Source organism: Neptuniibacter sp. QD48_55 (assembly GCF_047778115.1).
GTDB lineage: Bacteria > Pseudomonadota > Gammaproteobacteria > Pseudomonadales > Balneatricaceae > Neptuniibacter.
This window is the reverse complement of the sequence record NZ_CP180555.1, coordinates 2578309-2595720: the sequence shown is the minus strand read 5'-3', so window position 1 is coordinate 2595720 and position 17412 is coordinate 2578309. Positions and strand designations below refer to the sequence as shown.

17 protein-coding genes are annotated in these 17412 nt (G+C 44.6%); 12 read left to right on the top strand and 5 right to left on the bottom strand.

The annotated features are described in order from the left end of the window. The first annotated feature begins 38 nt into the window (after nucleotides 1-38). From ACMXYW_RS11995 to ACMXYW_RS11960, 8 genes are all read left to right on the top strand, one after another. The gene (locus ACMXYW_RS11995; protein ID WP_415881976.1) at nucleotides 39-326 is read left to right on the top strand and encodes a co-chaperone GroES; all 288 of its coding nucleotides are present in this window, start codon (nucleotides 39-41) and stop codon (nucleotides 324-326) included. Nucleotides 327-390: 64 nt separating this feature from the next. Next, nucleotides 391-2034: a chaperonin GroEL gene (gene groL, locus ACMXYW_RS11990; protein ID WP_415898889.1), complete on the top strand. Its 1644-nt coding sequence runs from the start codon at nucleotides 391-393 to the stop codon at nucleotides 2032-2034. A gap of 107 nt (nucleotides 2035-2141) precedes the next feature. After that, nucleotides 2142-3005 (top strand): hypothetical protein, encoded by an 864-nt coding sequence (locus tag ACMXYW_RS11985; RefSeq protein ID WP_415904211.1) that lies wholly within the window; start codon nucleotides 2142-2144, stop codon nucleotides 3003-3005. 103 nt (nucleotides 3006-3108) lie between these two features. After that, nucleotides 3109-3669, top strand: a complete 561-nt coding sequence (thpR, locus tag ACMXYW_RS11980; protein WP_415898887.1) for an RNA 2',3'-cyclic phosphodiesterase — start codon at nucleotides 3109-3111, stop codon at nucleotides 3667-3669. Between the two features lie 51 nt (nucleotides 3670-3720). Then, nucleotides 3721-5079 (top strand): tRNA 5-hydroxyuridine modification protein YegQ, encoded by a 1359-nt coding sequence (gene yegQ / locus ACMXYW_RS11975; protein WP_415898886.1) that lies wholly within the window; start codon nucleotides 3721-3723, stop codon nucleotides 5077-5079. Between the two features lie 5 nt (nucleotides 5080-5084). Further along, nucleotides 5085-5933: a prenyltransferase gene (locus tag ACMXYW_RS11970; RefSeq protein WP_415904210.1), complete on the top strand. Its 849-nt coding sequence runs from the start codon at nucleotides 5085-5087 to the stop codon at nucleotides 5931-5933. Between the two features lie 235 nt (nucleotides 5934-6168). Further along, on the top strand, nucleotides 6169-7674 hold the full coding sequence (locus ACMXYW_RS11965) for a fumarate hydratase (protein WP_007022383.1): 1506 nt from the start codon (nucleotides 6169-6171) through the stop codon (nucleotides 7672-7674). 241 nt (nucleotides 7675-7915) lie between these two features. Further along, entirely contained in the window at nucleotides 7916-8296 is a 381-nt protein-coding gene (locus ACMXYW_RS11960) for a c-type cytochrome (RefSeq protein ID WP_415898884.1), read from the top strand. A 90-nt stretch (nucleotides 8297-8386) separates the two neighbouring features. On the opposite strand, the gene ACMXYW_RS11955 is transcribed toward ACMXYW_RS11960, so the two are convergent. Continuing rightward, on the bottom strand, nucleotides 8387-8707 hold the full coding sequence (locus ACMXYW_RS11955; RefSeq protein ID WP_415881968.1) for a hypothetical protein: 321 nt from the start codon (nucleotides 8705-8707) through the stop codon (nucleotides 8387-8389). A 150-nt stretch (nucleotides 8708-8857) separates the two neighbouring features. Here ACMXYW_RS11955 and ACMXYW_RS11950 point away from each other — a divergent pair, with 150 nt between their 5' ends. Further along, the gene (locus ACMXYW_RS11950; protein WP_415898883.1) at nucleotides 8858-9304 is read left to right on the top strand and encodes a flavodoxin; all 447 of its coding nucleotides are present in this window, start codon (nucleotides 8858-8860) and stop codon (nucleotides 9302-9304) included. On the opposite strand, the gene ACMXYW_RS11945 is transcribed toward ACMXYW_RS11950, so the two are convergent. From ACMXYW_RS11945 to ACMXYW_RS11930, 4 genes are all read right to left on the bottom strand, one after another. Next, on the bottom strand, nucleotides 9301-11952 hold the full coding sequence (locus tag ACMXYW_RS11945) for an EAL domain-containing protein (protein WP_415904209.1): 2652 nt from the start codon (nucleotides 11950-11952) through the stop codon (nucleotides 9301-9303). The two genes, ACMXYW_RS11950 and ACMXYW_RS11945, sit on opposite strands and share 4 nt — an antisense overlap. Nucleotides 11953-12277: 325 nt before the next feature. After that, nucleotides 12278-12865: an alpha-ketoglutarate-dependent dioxygenase AlkB family protein gene (locus tag ACMXYW_RS11940; protein ID WP_415904208.1), complete on the bottom strand. Its 588-nt coding sequence runs from the start codon at nucleotides 12863-12865 to the stop codon at nucleotides 12278-12280. Further along, nucleotides 12856-13734: a ribose-phosphate pyrophosphokinase gene (locus ACMXYW_RS11935; protein WP_415904207.1), complete on the bottom strand. Its 879-nt coding sequence runs from the start codon at nucleotides 13732-13734 to the stop codon at nucleotides 12856-12858. The genes ACMXYW_RS11940 and ACMXYW_RS11935 overlap by 10 nt, the downstream gene beginning before the upstream one ends. A gap of 1 nt (nucleotide 13735) precedes the next feature. Then, the gene (locus ACMXYW_RS11930; protein WP_415904206.1) at nucleotides 13736-15256 is read right to left on the bottom strand and encodes a thymidine phosphorylase family protein; all 1521 of its coding nucleotides are present in this window, start codon (nucleotides 15254-15256) and stop codon (nucleotides 13736-13738) included. Nucleotides 15257-15364: 108 nt separating this feature from the next. On the opposite strand from ACMXYW_RS11930, the gene ACMXYW_RS11925 reads away from it, so the two are divergent. From ACMXYW_RS11925 to ACMXYW_RS11915, 3 genes are all read left to right on the top strand, one after another. Then, nucleotides 15365-15700 carry a 4a-hydroxytetrahydrobiopterin dehydratase gene (locus tag ACMXYW_RS11925; protein WP_415904205.1) on the top strand — a complete coding sequence of 112 codons (336 nt, stop codon included), beginning with the start codon at nucleotides 15365-15367 and terminating at the stop codon, nucleotides 15698-15700. A gap of 110 nt (nucleotides 15701-15810) precedes the next feature. Beyond that, nucleotides 15811-16665, top strand: coding sequence for a formyltetrahydrofolate deformylase (gene purU / locus ACMXYW_RS11920; RefSeq protein WP_415904204.1), 855 nt, complete (start codon nucleotides 15811-15813; stop codon nucleotides 16663-16665). A gap of 257 nt (nucleotides 16666-16922) precedes the next feature. After that, the gene (locus ACMXYW_RS11915) at nucleotides 16923-17330 is read left to right on the top strand and encodes a CBS domain-containing protein (RefSeq protein WP_415891446.1); all 408 of its coding nucleotides are present in this window, start codon (nucleotides 16923-16925) and stop codon (nucleotides 17328-17330) included. Nucleotides 17331-17412: the final 82 nt, after the last annotated feature.

Here is a 17412-nt window from a genome sequence, read left to right as displayed (position 1 = left end):
GTTTATTTTGGTCAGATAAAGATCAGGAGAAAGAACAGATGAAAATTCGTCCACTTCACGACCGTGTAGTTGTTCGTCGTAACGAAGAAGAAGCTACAACTGCAAGCGGCATCGTACTGCCCGGTTCTGCACAGGAAAAACCAAACCAAGGTAAAGTTATTGCTGTGGGTGAAGGTCGTCTTCTGGAAAATGGTGAGCGTCAAGCGCTGACTGTTCAGGTTGGGGATACAGTATTGTTTGGTGGCTACGCTAACACTGTGAAAGTTGACGGTGAAGAGCTGCTAATTCTTAGCGAAGGCGAAATTTACGGTGTATTGGAAGACTAATCTTCCGGTTGAACTTTTCGCTTTATCTAATTGTTTAAAGAATTTGATTACAGGATTTTAGAAAATGGCTAAAGACGTACTATTTGGTAATGATGCTCGTCAACGCATGCTAGATGGCGTAAACATCCTAGCTGATGCAGTTAAAACCACTTTGGGCCCTAAAGGTCGTAACGTTGTACTAGACAAAGCCTTCGGTGCTCCAACTGTAACTAAAGACGGTGTATCTGTAGCTAAAGAGATCGAGCTTGAAGACAAGTTCGAAAACATGGGCGCACAGATGGTTAAAGAAGTAGCGTCTCAAGCAAACGATGTTGCAGGTGATGGTACTACGACTGCAACTGTTCTGGCACAAGCAATCGTTAACGAAGGTCTTAAGTCTGTTGCTGCAGGCATGAACCCTATGGATCTGAAGCGCGGTATCGACAAAGCAGCAGCAGCTGTTGTTGCTCAGATTCAGGATATGGCTGTTCCATGTGCGGACAATAAAGCAATTGCACAGGTTGGTACTATCTCTGCTAACGCTGATACTCAGGTTGGTGAGATCATCGCTGAAGCGATGGCTAAAGTAGGTAAAGAAGGTGTTATCACTGTAGAAGAAGGTTCTGCACTTGAGAACGAGCTAGACGTAGTTGAAGGTATGCAGTTTGACCGTGGTTACCTATCTCCTTACTTCATCAACAACCAAGACAATATGTCTGCTGAAGTTGAACAGCCATTCATCCTGCTTGCTGATAAGAAAATTACAAACATCCGCGAACTACTACCAATTCTTGAGCACGTAGCTAAAGCATCTCGTCCTCTTCTAATCATCGCTGAAGATGTAGAAGGCGAAGCGCTAGCAACGCTAGTAGTTAACAATATGCGTGGTATCGTTAAAGTTGCTGCAGTTAAAGCGCCTGGTTTCGGTGATCGTCGTAAAGCGATGCTAGAAGATATCGCTATCCTTACTGGCGGTACTGTGATCTCTGAAGAAGTAGGTCTTACGCTAGAAGAAGCGACACTTGAACAGCTGGGTCAAGCTAAGCGCGTTTCTATCACTAAAGAAAACACAACAATCGTTGATGGTATCGGTGCTGCTGACAACATTGAAGCACGTGTTAACCAGATCCGTGCGCAGATGGAAGAGACATCTTCTGACTACGACCGTGAAAAACTGCAAGAGCGTGTAGCTAAGCTTGCAGGCGGTGTTGCTGTAATCAAAGTTGGTGCAGCAACTGAAGTAGAAATGAAAGAGAAGAAAGCTCGTGTAGAAGACGCACTTCACGCAACTCGTGCTGCAGTAGAAGAGGGTGTAGTACCTGGTGGTGGTGTTGCACTTATCCGTGCACTAGCGTCTGTTGGTGAACTGAAAGGTGACAACCATGACCAGTCTGTAGGTGTTGAGCTAGCATTCCGTGCAATGGAAGCGCCTCTACGTCAGATCGTTGGTAACGCGGGTGAAGAAGGTTCTGTAATCGTATCTAAAGTACGTGAAGGCGAAGGTAACTTCGGTTTCAACGCTGCAAACGGCGAATACGGCGACATGATCGAGATGGGTATCCTAGACCCAGCTAAAGTTACTCGTTCAGCACTACAAGCGGCTGCATCTGTTGCGGGTCTTATGATCACAACTGAAGCAATGGTTGCTGATAAGCCTTCTGAAGGTGGTGCAGGCATGCCTGATATGGGCGGCATGGGCGGTATGGGTGGTATGGGCGGCATGATGTAATCATCCCCCTCGCTTATTTAAGCTTTAAAGAGCCCTGCATTTTTGCGGGGCTTTTTTTTTCCGCGTAAAATAGCGGGAATTTCAATTTAGTTAGTATATGGATAGCCATGAACCGCGACGACGATAATATTGAAGTACCGAATTTTGGGCCTGCCGATCCTGCTGGTGAAAACCGCTCAACGTCTTCAGCTATGCGACCTCGATCTGGTGATTCACCAGCCCCTGCGTCAGCGCCAGCCTCATCAGGAGGTGGTGTGGTTCAATCCGTAGTGATGGTTATTTTAGTGGTTGCGGTGTCTGTACTTGGCTACTTTGGTTTTGAGATGTATCAATCTCAACAGGCAACGTTTGAAAAAGCACAGGCCCAGATTGTTCAATTAGAAGCTTTGTTGAAAGAAGCAGAGCAGGGTGCAGCTGAATCGGGTGAGGAGCTTCAAGGCAATGTTTCCTCGTTAGAGTCTGCTTTAAAGCAGAAAGACAAACAGCTAGATTCTGAAATTGCTAAATTGTGGGATATTGCCCATAAAAAGAATAAGCCACTGATTGAGAAGCAGGCAAAAGAACTCGCAGCCTTAAAGAAAACTCTTCAGGCGCAAGAAAAAACGGTTAAGTCTCTAAAGTCTCAGCTTGCTCAGCAGAAAAAAACGCTGGCGAGTGTTTCTGGTTTGAAGAAAACAGTGAATGCCGAAGTAGCTAAACTGACGAAGCTGACATCGCGCGTTGAATCTGAAATGCGCACCACAAATGAGCTGGCGAAAGAACAGATGGATGATCTTTTGAAAGCGCAGCGTACTTTAACTGATCGTCTTGCTAAGTTAGAAGGCAAAAGCAATGCTGATCTAGAACGTAAAGTTAAAGTGAACGAGCAGGCTATCCGTGCCTTTGACGGCACGCGTCGTCAGTTAAATCAAGATCTCTTACAGGTGCGTCAGAAGCTAAACAATATGCAATTGCTGCTTGAACAACGCTAGAGCGGCATAAATGATCTTAGATTCTGCTTCAGGGTTTGCCAACGGGGCATCTTGAAGGCAGAATACGCTATTCCTCAAAAAAATAGGGATATAGTAAGCCTCTATGAACATCCGTGCTTTTTTTGCACTGACGCTACCTGATTCTGTTGTACGTTGGTTGGCTGATCACGCTGATACATTATGCGAGTTTGACCGCAAAACAGAAATCAATTGGGTGGATTCCGATCGCTATCATCTTACCTTGTGTTTCTTAGGTGATATCAATCTTAATCAGGTTGAAGAATTGGAAAAATGTGCTCGCGAGAAATTGGCTGACTTTAGCTCCTTTCAGGTACATATCAACAAAGCGGAATATTACAAAGTTAACAAAAAGTTAGCTTTAGTTGCTGCTTTACCTGATCTGCATGAGGAATTGCAGGTGCTGCATGAGTTGATGATCAATGTGGCTACTGAGGCGGGCCTTAACTATGAGGAAGATGATTTCAAACCTCATGTGACTTTAGGCCGTTTGCCAGGAAAAAATACGTTTAAAGCACCAAAAGAGTGGCCAGCGCTGGATATGTACAGTTTGGCTGACTCGGTGGTGCTATTTCAAAGTAAGCCGGGTGAAGATGGCTCTATCTACACGCCGCTGTTTGAGATTCCTTTAAAAGATCTGGCTTAATAGATCTTTTAACTTTTAATTCATACCTTATTAACTAGTCCCTTCATAACTATGCTAAATCCAGAACTATTGTCCCCTGCAGGGACTTTGAAAAATATGAAATATGCATTTGCTTACGGTGCAGATGCTGTTTATGCCGGTCAGCCTCGTTACAGCCTGCGTGTACGTAACAATGACTTTAATATGGATAACCTAGCAGAAGGGATCGATCTGGCTCACCAGTTGGGCAAGAAGTTCTTCCTAGCAAGTAACATTCTGCCTCATAACAGTAAGCTAAAAACATACATCGATGATTTACGCCCAGTTATAGCGATGGGACCCGATGCATTGATTATGTCTGATCCAGGCTTGATCTACTTAGTGAAAGAGCATTTCCCTGATGTGCCGATTCACCTGTCTGTTCAGGCGAATACCATGAACTGGGCTGCGGTTAAGTTCTGGCACTCCATGGGTGTTGAGCGTGTAATCCTATCTCGTGAGTTGTCCCTGGATGAAGTAGAAGAGATCAAACAGCGTTGCCCAGAGATGGAGATAGAAGTCTTTGTTCACGGTGCGCTTTGTATCGCTTATTCGGGGCGTTGCCTGCTATCTGGCTACATCAACAAACGTGATCCAAACCAAGGCACTTGTACCAATAGTTGCCGTTGGAAATACGATGCTCACGAAGCGAAAGTCGATGAATCGGGTGACGTAGTGCCCGTGGAGCAGTTTGATCCAAAAGCGGAAGAAGTAAACCCAGCATTGGGTGAAGGTAAACCAACGGATCAGATCTTCCTGCTTCAGGAAGAGACGCGCCCGGGTGAATATATGCCTGCTTTCGAAGATGAGCATGGTACATACATCATGAACTCTAAAGATCTTCGAGCAATTCAGCACGTACACCGTCTTGCTGAAATGGGCGTAGATTCTTTGAAGATCGAAGGTCGTACTAAGTCCCACTATTATGTGGCGCGTACTGCTCAGACTTATCGTAAAGCGATCGATGATGCAGTCGCAGGTCGCCCATTTGACATGAGTTTGATGGATGAGCTAGAAAACCTAGCAAGCCGTGGTTACACAGAAGGCTTCTACCGTCGTCATGTTCATGATGAGTATCAGAACTACGAAACAGGTAACTCTGTAGGCGTACACCAGCAGTTTGTGGGTGAAGTGCTTGGTTATGCAGATGGCATGCTTGAGATCGATGTACGAAACCGCTTCCTTAAAGGCGATACACTTGAGCTAATGACGCCTCAAGGTAATCACAAGTTCAAACTTGATGAGATGATCGATAAGAAAGGAAAGTCTGCTGATGTTGCGCCAGGCTCTGGCCATGTCATGAAGATTCCTATGAATCTGAATGCTGATCCAGAGTACGCGTTGTTGATGCGTGATCTACCAAACGCACCTGAGTACAGCAGTCAGAAGTAAATGAGATGATCGCTGAGAAGTACCTGTTTAGGCATGCGTTGAGGCCGTTTTCATTCAGCGTTGCTTTGATTGTTTGTCTAACAGGTATTTTGAGTGCCTATCGCGAAGGCTTTGGCGATCCTTTTCTCGCGAGCTTAATCCTAGTGGCGGGTTTGCTTTTGCAAGCTGGGGTTAATCTAATTAATGACTACGCCGACCTTTCCCAGCCCAACCTTCAACTCTCTTCAGCTTCACAACAGCAGATCCGTTTTAATTTTAATCTGGGTTTAGGCTGTATTTTCTTTGCTGCCGTCATTGGTTGTTACCTCATTGCTGTATCTGGGATGTTGCTTCTGCTGATCTCAGTAATTGGAATCATTGGTGCGCTTGGATATACGCTTGAGCCGATAAACTACAAGCGTCGCGGTTTAGCGGTGTTTTTGGTGTTTTGGTTGATGGGTGTTCTGATGGTAAGCGGTGCTTACTATGTACTGGCCAAAGAGCTATCGCATTCGGTCTTTTTGATCTCTATCCCTGTGTCTCTGTTTGTATCGCTAATTCTGCTGAGTAATGAACTGCGTGATTTTGAAGAGGATAAGGCGGCGCGGATAAAGACGTTAACGGTGAAGATTGGCTATGCTCGTGCCTTTCAACTTTATAAAGCTCTACTGATCTGTATTTATCTAGGCTGCTTGGCCCTGAGTATCAATGGATCTGTACCTTTCGCGCTGGTGGTACTGTTATCCATTCCTTTTGTGATTAAGCCATTAAAGCTCTTGGCTTTAGATAAAGAGTCGCGTCAACCAATCACCAAAGCGACAGGGAGCTCCTTTTTGATCTTTGGCATTTGTTACTGCTCTGCGCTTCTTTTTTGAGATCAGATAGATACGCTCTCTCACCTTGTTTTTACATTAAGTAGTAAAAAAGATTATCTGAGTACTACCAATGCCCGACACCTTATTGCGGTACTTTTGGTGTATACTCCCTTTCCAGTAAAAACTCTCCTTTAAGAGAGAGTAAATGGGTATGAGTCAGGCGTGTTTGCACTAAGCATGGTTGAGTTTTAACTCCCTGATCCTTTATGACAAGAAGCTTTACTGGAGTCTCCGAATGAGCGTAATCCGCCAAGACGATTTCATCAGCAGCGTTGCTGATGCATTGCAGTTTATCTCTTACTACCATCCGCTTGATTTTGTTCAAGGCGTACACGAAGCCTACCTGAAGGAAGAAAACCCAGCGGCTAAAGACGCAATGGCGCAGATCCTTATCAACTCCCGTATGTGTGCTGAAGGTAAGCGACCTCTATGTCAGGACACAGGTATCGTTACTGTATTCCTGAAAGTAGGCATGAACGTAACTTGGGATGCTGAAATGAATGTAACTGACATGGTGAACGAAGGTGTTCGTCGTGCATACATGCATCCTGATAACGTTCTACGTGCATCTATTCTTGCTGACCCAGCAGGTAAGCGACAGAACACTAAAGATAATACGCCAGCGGTAATTCATTACGAAATTGTTGATGGTGACGAAGTAGAAGTTCACGTTGCAGCTAAAGGCGGCGGTTCTGAAAACAAATCTAAGATGGTTATGCTTAACCCATCTGACAGCATCGTTGATTGGATTGTTAAAACAGTACCAACAATGGGTGCAGGCTGGTGTCCACCTGGCATGCTAGGTATAGGTATTGGTGGTACTGCCGAGAAAGCAGCTGTAATGGCGAAAGAATCCCTAATGGATCCAATCGACATTCACGAGCTACGTGAGCGTGGTCCACAGAACCGTGTTGAAGAGCTACGTCTAGAAATCATGGATGCCGTTAACGAACTTGGTATAGGTGCTCAAGGTCTAGGTGGTTTGACCACTGTACTTGATATCAAAATCAAGGATTACCCGACACACGCAGCTTCATTGCCTGTTTGCATGATCCCTAACTGTGCAGCGACTCGCCACACTCACTTTACATTGAACGGTAGTGGCCCAGCGGTTCTTACACCACCAAGCTTGGATGATTGGCCAGATGTTACTTTCGAAGTGGGTTCCAACACACGTCGTGTAAATCTTGATGAGATCACTCCAGAAGCAGTTAAAGAGTGGAAAGTAGGCGAAACGATTCTGTTGAACGGTAAAATGTTGACAGGTCGTGATGCAGCGCACAAGAAAATGGTAGAGATGCTAAACAATGGCGAAGAGCTACCAGTTGATCTTAAAGGTCGCTTTATCTACTACGTAGGCCCAGTTGATCCAGTTCGTGATGAAGTTGTAGGCCCTGCTGGCCCAACAACGTCTACACGTATGGATAAATTCACTCGTCAGGTTATCGAAAGCACAGGCCTTCTGGGCATGATTGGTAAGTCTGAGCGTGGTCCTGTTGCAATTGACGCAATTAAAGACAACGAAGCTGTTTACCTAATGGCTGTGGGTGGTGCTGCTTACCTAGTATCTAAAGCGATCACTAACGCAGAGGTGCTTGCATTCCCAGAAATGGGCATGGAAGCGATCTACGAGTTTGAAGTTAAGGATATGCCTGTAACTGTTGCTGTAGATACCTCTGGTGAGTCTGTTCACACTACAGGCCCAGCTAAGTGGAAAGAGATTATTGCTAAACAAGCTTAATCAGCATTTAGCATAGTGATAAAAACGCAGCTACGGCTGCGTTTTTTGTGTCTGAAATATTGGGAATAAACTGCTTTTTGCTAAATAAGATTTCACTATATTAAGTTTTGTTGATCTGTGTTCGTATGTTCTATCTGTTTTATAAATATGCGAAGAAAAAACTGAGCAAGATCAATTTTTGTGCGCTGCAGCAGGAGTAGAGTGTTTGTAAAAGAAGTATTCATTTAGGGGAAAATGAATTATGAAAACTAAAATGATTTCTGCACTTGCTGTGAGCCTTTCTGTATCTCTATCTTCTGTTGCTATCGCTGATGACGAAGCGATGATGCAGGCTGCGGGTAAAGAAATTTTTAACAAGTGCACATCTTGTCACTCTCTAGATACAAGCAAAAATGCTTTCGGTCCTAGTTTGATCGGTGTTTTTGGCCGTAAAGCAGCAGCACTTCCGCGCTTTGCTTACTCTGATGCTCTACGTAACTCAGATATTACTTGGGACGAAGAAAACTTGCGTAAGTGGGTAGCGGGTAACGATCAATTCGTACCAGGCACTCGTATGCGTCACGTTGAGATTACAGATAAAGCTGAGCAGGATTACCTGATCGCTTACCTTAAAACGCTTTAATTAGTTGTTTTAATACCTGCTACAGTTAATCGAGAATGCCGCAAGCCACCACTCCTTGCGGCATTTTTTGTTGGTATGGCGGCTTTGCTGCTAAGACGCCTCAAGCACTTTCTTCTGCTCTGCTAGGTAGCGAGGCATAGGGCCTGCGTCCTCATATATCTCTTCGCCATCTTCAATTCTGATCACCTTACTTCCTTGAATGTAGGGCATTTTAGCTTCTAACTCATTTAACGCCTCATGTATTAAGGTGGCGACAACATCGTCCTTGGAAAGTTTATACATGCTGGCTAAGGCTTCGAGCTTGACCGAATCGCTCTTATAGATGGAAAGCTGCTCTTCCTTGCGACCGTTAACTTTGCGCGCGCGTCCTTCCCATTCATCAAGTAGTTTAGAAAGACTTTCGTTACCCATAGCTTATCCCCTCCGATAAACAGATCTACTCTTTCAGTGTAGGAGCCTGCTTGGTTATTGCCAGAAAATCGGTGAGAATGGCGAATATAATTATCTTTCCACATCAAAATGATTTTATTGCATCAATCAGTATGCAAAGCAGGTTTATAAATGGCAGTAATTAAGGTTGTAGTAGGTTCGGTATACGGTAATGCGCTTGATGTCGCGGAGATGTGCTCACAAAAGTTAACTGAGCTGCAACACTCAGTAGAACTATTACGTAAGCCGGAAATTGCTCAGGTTGTCATACCGGAAACAGAAGTGATTTTAATCTGTACCTCAACAACAGGGCAGGGTGAAATTCCGCATAACCTACTGTCTTTCTATGACCAGTTACAAGATCAATTACCGCAGATGCCGACGGTTAAATACGGGGTAATCGCTTTAGGTGACAGTTCCTACGATACCTTTGCTGAAGCTGGCTATTTGATGGATAGTTTAATGCAGCAGCTGCAGGCACAAAAAATTGGGGATAACTTAGTGATTGATGCTTGTGAAACCATGGCTCCACTTGAAGAAGCAGAACCATGGTTAATAGAGTGGGTTAAAGGGCTTTAACTGTATTCGACTTCTTGAATCCGCTCTTGGGCGAGTAATAATTCAGTAAACTGTTCCTGTCGGATCGGTTTGCTGAATAAGAAGCCTTGGAGCTGATCGCAGCCCTCTTGTTCCAAAAAGGCCCGTTGAGCAGGTGTTTCAACACCCTCTGCACAGACTTTCAGATCTAGGGTATGACCCAGTAGAATTACTGCTTTGGCAATGGCTTCATCGTCCGGATCACTTGGGATATCCCTCACCAAGGATTGATCAATTTTGACTTTAGTTATGGGTAGTTGCTTTAGGTAACGTAGCGAAGAGTAGCCTGTTCCGAAGTCATCCAAAGCGAGATGAACACCTTGTTGCCTCAACGCTTGGAAAGTCGCCGTTGCTTCCTTTTCATGTTCAAGTAGAAAGGTCTCTAGTATTTCCAGCTCTAACATATCTGCCGGTATTTCGTATTTGTACAGCAGCGTTTGAACTTCTGATGGAAGATCTTGTTTGGTGATCTGGTCACTTGCCAGATTGACTGCTAAACGGAAGTTATTCAGTCCAGCTTTTCTCCAGCGAGAAAGTTGTGCACAGGCTTCTTCTAAAACCCAGTTACCCATCTTTGTTAGTAAGCCAATTTCTTCGGCAATGGATAGGAACTGTCCAGGAGGAATAAGCCCCATCTCAGGGTGTTCCCAACGGATAAGTACTTCAGCACCAATGACTTTTTCTCCGGTCGCATCCATCTGCGGCTGGTAAAAAAGTACAAATTGTTTGTCTGCTACAGCTTTTCGCAATTCAGGCTCTAACCTGATCCACTCTTCAACGGTTTCAGAAAGCTCTGGCTGGAAGAATGCATAGTTATTACGACCTGAATCTTTAGCTTGATTCAGTGCGATATCAGCATTTTTAGTGACCGTATCTGAATCATCGCCATGATCAGGGGAGAGCGCGACGCCTATACTTGCCGTGGTGAAGTAGTCTTTACCATCTAATTGGAAAGGTTGCTCCATCGCTTCGACGATTGCATCGGCAATCGTTGCTGCATCAGCTGCGTGTTCTAACTCTTCAAGTAATATGGCGAATTCATCTCCGCCTATCCGTGCAAGGGTGTCACGAGTACTTAATGTTTTATTTAAACGCTCTGTTACTTGCAACAGCAATTGGTCGCCATATTTGTGACCAAGGCTGTCGTTAATGTGTTTAAAGCGGTCTAGATCTAACTGCAGCATGGCAATCTTTTCGTTAGATTCCCTATGGGTCAGAGCATGCTCTAGCCGAGCGCCAAACAACAAGCGGTTAGGTAGATTCGTTAGCGGATCGTGGTGTGCTAGATGAGAGAGCTTTTCTTCAGAGGCTTTGATATTACTAATATCAGCATTCACACTTACAAAATGAGTTAGCTTGTGTGTCTCTGGATCGTGAACTGCATTAATGCTGACCCAATGAGGTGCTACCTCGCCATTCTTGCGCCGGTTCCATATTTCGCCTTGCCAGTGACCCTCTTCAGCAAGAGCAGCCCACATATTTTGGAAGAAATCTTTATCGTGTCGAGGTGATTTAAGCAGAGAAGGGCTTTTACCAATCAGCTCTTCACGGCTGTAACCACTCAGATCAGAATAGGCGCGATTGACATCAATAATCTTATTGTTGCAATCGGTGATCATGATCCCTTCATTAGTGCTCGAAAAGGCGATACCCGCTAAGCGCAACTGCTCGATGGATGCTTTCTCTGGAGTGATATCGAGTAAAACTCCATTCCAAAGCGAAGGATCGAGTTTATTGGAAGTATCGGGTAAAGATGAGCCGCGAATCCAACGGAGATCACCATTCCGGTGGAATACTCGAAACTCATGGGACCAAGGCAGCTTATGCTGGCTAGTGTGGATAATACTTGCCCACAGGCTTGGTTGATCTTCTGGGTGTACCTGTTTCCAGAATTGGCGAAAGTCTTCTGTTGCTTCTTCTGCAGAGACGCCAGAAATTTGCTCTATCCCTGGGCCTATGTATATAAACTCCTGTTTAAGATCAGGGGTTAATCGGTATTGGTAAACAACACCAGGCATCGCTTTGGTGATGTTTTGTAGCAGGTTTTCGGAATGTTCTAGATATTGCTGTGCTTTTAATCTCTTGAGTGCAATTCCAATGATATTGGCAGCGGCTTCTAAGAGCTGGTGATGGAATGCAGTCGGTGTTCGTGTTTTGGGGCTAGAGATTGCAATACTGCCCGCAACATGTTCAGAATCGATGCGGATTGGGTAAGACCAACAGGCTTTGATTCCTAATTCTTGGCCGACATCTCGGAAATTTTGCCAGCAGTCATCTTGTTCGATGTCAGAAACATAAACGGGGCTACCTGTATAAACTGCTGTACCGCAGGAACCAGCCTCTGGGCTTGGCACTAAGCCATTTAGAAGTGCGAGCGATGCTTTAGGAATACTGGGCGCACAGACAACGGACAGATGTCGATTACTGCTATCCAGTAGCATGATTGAAGCGATACTATCCGAGACACAGTTTTCAATAAACTGGCAAACCGACGTAAAGATGAAGTCGGGTTGTGTGTCTAAAACGATCTCTTCAAGTACTTGGTTCTGCAAACGCAGAATTGTATTTAGCTCTTCTGCGCTAGTTTGACCCTGGTTTACAGTGTCTTTTTCGGGTGCATCGGTGTGCATTTGTATGTCTTAATTATTCTTATATTTTTTGTTAACTGCACGAACCGAATAGGGCGATTCCTTGTCATTTTTATGCAGAACAGCCTCATCTGACTGCGATGACAATGGAATAGAAACTTATCAAAAAAATGCTCTTAAGTTTCGTCCAATTAACTTATTTTTATTACTGAGGCAAACCCATATAAAAAATCGGGTAAATTGCCCGGCTCTACTCAAGTGCGCGGCAGTATAACTTACTGTAGTTAAATGAGTTAGTCTTTATATAAAATATTAGTGAATATATTAGTTATACCAGAATATTCTACTGCTAATCTTTTGATTTATATTAAATTTTCATGTCACGGAAGGTGAGGTTTATACGAGGAGAGACTACTTTTTTCGTTTTGGGAACACTGTGCTGCCAGTGCTTTTGCACTTGATCGCCCATCCATAAGAGCGATCCGGAAGGTAAGCTAAGTTCATGGCGTTGATCAGTGGTCGATTTTAATAGAAAACGTCGACTACTGCCTAGCGATACACTGGCTATTTTCGGATTCTCGCCTAATTCTGGTTCATTATCCCTATGCCAGCCCATACTATCATTACCGTCGCGATACAGATTTATGAGTACGGCGTTGAAAGAGGTGCCTGTGTATTCTTCGACGCGTTTTTTAATATCCGTAACAACGGGATGCCAAGGGCTATTCGTCAAAGTTAAACCGGAATAGGTATAGGTGATGCCAGAATCAGCCATAAAGGCTTGTAAGCGCGGAATGGAAACCCATTTTCCAAACATTCGGATCTTGTCTTGTTGCCAAGATACCTCTTCATATAATGAGGTGTAAAAATACTCGGCTTCGTCTGGATTTATAAATGTAGGATCAAGCCAGCAGTCCAGATCATCGGCAACATAGCTTTTCACATTTAGATCCACTTCAGCATGGCTTGGCTTAACGCATGACTAATATCAATATCATTACTTGTGTGAGGCACACTGTTACAGGTAACGATCTTGGCTTTTATAGCGAGTGCATTAAAGTCATCATCAGAAAACAGACCATGCACTCCAATACAAGTGGGGGACTTTAACCCAAGCTGGTGCAGGTGGGTAATGGTTTCTAACATGGTTTTACCGCTTGAAATAATGTCGTCTACCAACACGGGAGTATGATCTATCCACTGTTCGATTTCAGGTACTGACACTTCGACAGAGTAATCTCCATGACGAACTTTCTCTAATACTTGAAAAGGTGCTTTGGATAAATATGCAACTTCGCTCACCCATTGTTCACTTTCACTATCAGGGCCAATAAGAAGAGGCTTTGCAATATGTCGATTTATCCAATCGGCAATCATGGGTGCTGCATGTACTACGGAGCTTTTTAAACTGTAGATCTCATCCAAGGAGTTATAACGGTGTAGATGGGGATCCAGTGTGACTAGCCAATCGAATTGTTCTGACAGAAGTTGAGCAAAAGGTCGTGATGAAACCGCTTCTCCAGGGTGAAACGCTTTGTCTTGGCGCATATAAGCGAGGTAAGGGGTTACTAACCCGATGCTAGACGCTCCTAGGGATTTCAGTGTATGGGTTAGAAAAATGAGTTTGAGTATTTTGTCATCGGGATGGTGTAAGTTACAAAGCACAATGACTGATCGATGTTGGCACTCGCTTAAGACACGTAGATAGCTTTCGCCGTCAGGGAAATTTCGAAGGTCTAACTTGCCGACTTCTGCATCGACCTCAATCGCAAGGGCTTGAGCAAGGTCGTGGTCACTTTCTAAATTGAATAGAATAGGCTGCATTTTATGAAGGCTCCCTTCCAGCAATAATCTGGATAACATCCGAATGATCTTCTAAATAATCGACGGCATAACTTAGCTCACCCGAGCTTTCGGCATGGATGGTCAGCAGAGGTTGATTCAGCTCGATTTTGTCGCCGAGCTTACAATGCATATCTACTCCTGCAGCCAAATCGGCAGGCGCTCCGGCTAATTTGGCCACTTTGGCTAACTTACGGTTATTAATTTGATCAACTATGCCTGTTTTTTGTGCAATTAATTCATAACGGTAGGGCGCGATAGGAGGTGTTTTGATTACGCCTTGAGCTTTACAGATCGCCTGAAATTTATCCCAAGCTGCGCCTGACTCTAAAATGCTAAGGGCTTGTGTATAGCCTTCACCCTCTGGCAAATGATTGATCAGATCTAACATGGCGCCTGCAACTTCTGCAGCACGTTGTCTTAAGTCTGTGGGCATATCTTTCTTGTTTTGTAGCACCGATAAAATATCCCGTGCTTCAAGAGCTGGTCCGATGCCTCTGCCTATGGGCTGAGATCCATCGGTCAGTAGCGTATGTACAGTCAGTCCTAGAGTACTAGCTACGGCTTTAAAGCTATCCGCTAGGGTTTGTGCAGACTCTTTACTTCTCACTTTTGCGGTTTCGCCTACCGGAATATCAATCACAACGTGAGTAGCACCCGCGGCTATTTTTTTTGAGAGCACTGATGCAATCAATTGACCTTCACTGTCTATATCTAAGGCTCGCTCCACTTGGATTAATAGATCATCAGATGGGGAAAGTCTTACCGATCCACCCCATGCAAGGCATCCACCTTCTTGTTCAACTACCGAGCGCATCTGCTCTAGGCTCAAGCTGACATTAGTTAAAGTCTCCATGGTATCGGCAGTTCCGGCAGGAGAAGTAATGGCCCGTGAAGATGTTTTCGGCATAGTCAATCCAGCGGCTGCCAGAATTGATACAATAATGGGGGTTGTGCGATTACCGGGTAACCCGCCGACACAGTGCTTATCCACAACTTGAGGTAAGCCCCATTCGATTTGGCTGCCAGAATCGACCATTGCTCGGGTTAGATCGGTAATCTCTCGAATACTAAGCTTGTCTGAGCCACAGGCTGTTATAAATGCGGCTAGGTGCACATCTGCATAGCGCCCTGCGACAATATCATCGATGATTTCACGGAGTTGTTCTTGACTGAGTTCGCTACCAAATACCTTAGCGCGCAGATGGGAGAGGGATTGCACGGGTTTAGGGTGAGATAACCAAACAGAATTCCCCTCTCTCAGCTCCATTCTTTTCCAAGCAGATTCAGAAAAACCGATCTCACCGGGCATTAAAAGGTTGCTTGTTACCATATTGAGGGTAGCGATCAGGTGTTTTCGTTCCGTCCGAACCATCACCCGAGAGAGGGCAGAAAATCCCTCAGAGCGGCAAACTGGACTATCATGACGAAGGTAGATCGTGGGTTCTTGATGCGTATCTAACCCAAGTCGGCAAGCGCTTAAAGGGGCCATAGGTTCTGACATCTTTGATATTCCCTTTTCCCAGTATTACTTACAGTATATGAGTGATTAAGCGGATGGAAAACCTTGTTGATATAGAACGATGGAATAGTGATTTTATGAGGTGACATGATGGATTTAGCTACAGAAGCTTGTGAAAGCTGCCATAAAGATAGCCAAGCCTTAAACGAATCAGAAATAGCGGTGTTACTGAAGTCGCTGCCCGATTGGGAGATTGTTCACGTAGACGGTGTGCCTACGCTGCAACGTGATTTTAAGTTCAAAAACTTTGTTGAGGCCTTAGCGTTTACCAATAACGTAGGAGAATTAGCAGAAGTTCGAAATCATCATCCTGATATATTAACCGCTTGGGGGCGAGTCCATCTCACTTGGTATACCCATGCTATATCGGGTTTACATCGGAATGATTTCCGCTGCGCGGCTGCATCTGATCAGTTATTTAATTGAGAGATAAAAATTTATTGCTTTAGGGCAAGAATACTTAGCTAGGCAATTCCACCGGAGAAATAACTGCTGTTAGAATGAAGCTTCACATTTTCTTGCGGAGCTTTACGTAAATGGAACGTAGATTCAGGCTGGTTTTGGCGTGTCCCGATAGAGTGGGCATTGTGGCGATGGTAAGTAACTTTATCTCTAGCCATGGTGGCTCGATTTCTGACGCTAACCAACATTCTGATAGTACCACTGGCTGGTTCTTTATGCGTGTAGAGATTAGTGCGGCAACGCTGCCTTTCTCCCTCGAAGAGTTAAAGTCTGCTTTTGCACCGATAGCGCAATCCTTCAATATGGATTGGGATATTACAGACTCCGCTACCCCTAAGCGTGTGATATTGATGGCGAGTCGAGAAGCACATTGTCTTGCTGATCTTCTCTATCGTTATCATGAAGGCGAATTAGACTGTGAGATTCCTTGTGTTATCTCCAATCACGACGATCTGCGCAGCATGGTCGAATGGCATAATATTCCTTTCCATCACGTGCCTGTGGATAAAGAGAATAAACAGCCTCATTTTGAGGAAGTGAGCCGTTTAATCCGCGACCACTCTGCGGAAACGGTGGTGCTTGCGCGTTACATGCAGATCTTACCGTCGGACATCTGTGCTGAATATGCTCATCGCATCATTAATATCCACCACAGCTTCTTACCGTCTTTTGCCGGTGCTAAGCCATACCATCAAGCCCATGAGCGTGGTGTAAAACTGATCGGTGCCACCTGTCACTATGTGACTGAAGAGTTGGATGCAGGTCCAATCATTGATCAGGACGTTGTGCGTATCAGTCATCGCGATCTGCCAGAAGATATGGTGCGTTTAGGGCGTGATGTCGAGAAAACAGTGTTATCTCGCGGTTTGCGTTGGCACTTGGAAGATAAGATCTTAGTGCAAGGTAATAAAACGGTTGTTTTCAATTAATTATTTTAATTGCGCAAAAATCCAAAAAACTGCTTAGGGGCCATAAGTTAGCTCTTCTCCCTACAAGGTATTAGCCCGTTGCACGTTAACCTATTTTCATCGGGCTTAACCTTGATCTGATCGCTTGCGAGTTGCCACTGTTAGGTGTACACATAGAGGTAGCCCGGTTGAAAACGATACCGGTTTACCTTGTTTGGGTGGTTTGGCAGGTCGATGTTTCCAAACCTGTTAAAGCTGCCGGCCATGGAGGAATGGTAATGCTAAGATCCGTAAAAGCTCAGGATTACATGTGTGAAGACTTAATCACCTTTACCCCTGAAACCGATCTTTTTGATGCGATTAATCAGCTACTCGAATACCGAATCACAGGCGCGCCTGTAGTCGATAAAAATGGCAAGCTCATTGGCTTAATGTCAGAAGTTGACTGTCTAAAAGCAATCCTGACTTTAACCTACCACGAAGAAGAGATGGGTGGCCTTGTTGGTACCTATATGTCGGAAGAGGTTTTCACCATTAATCATGATGCCGACATCATAAAAGTGGCGGAAGAGTTTATTAATAATAAACGCCGTCGTTTACCGGTAGTAAAAGATGGTAAACTGATCGGCCAGATTAGTCGTCGAGATGTACTACGCGCAGTAGAACGTTTTGCACAGGATGGCTAATCACGTTTGATGGTCACAAGCCGCGGCTCATCACTGCGGCTTTTTTGTTTATGGTATTCGGTTAACGAAATGCCAAATCTGT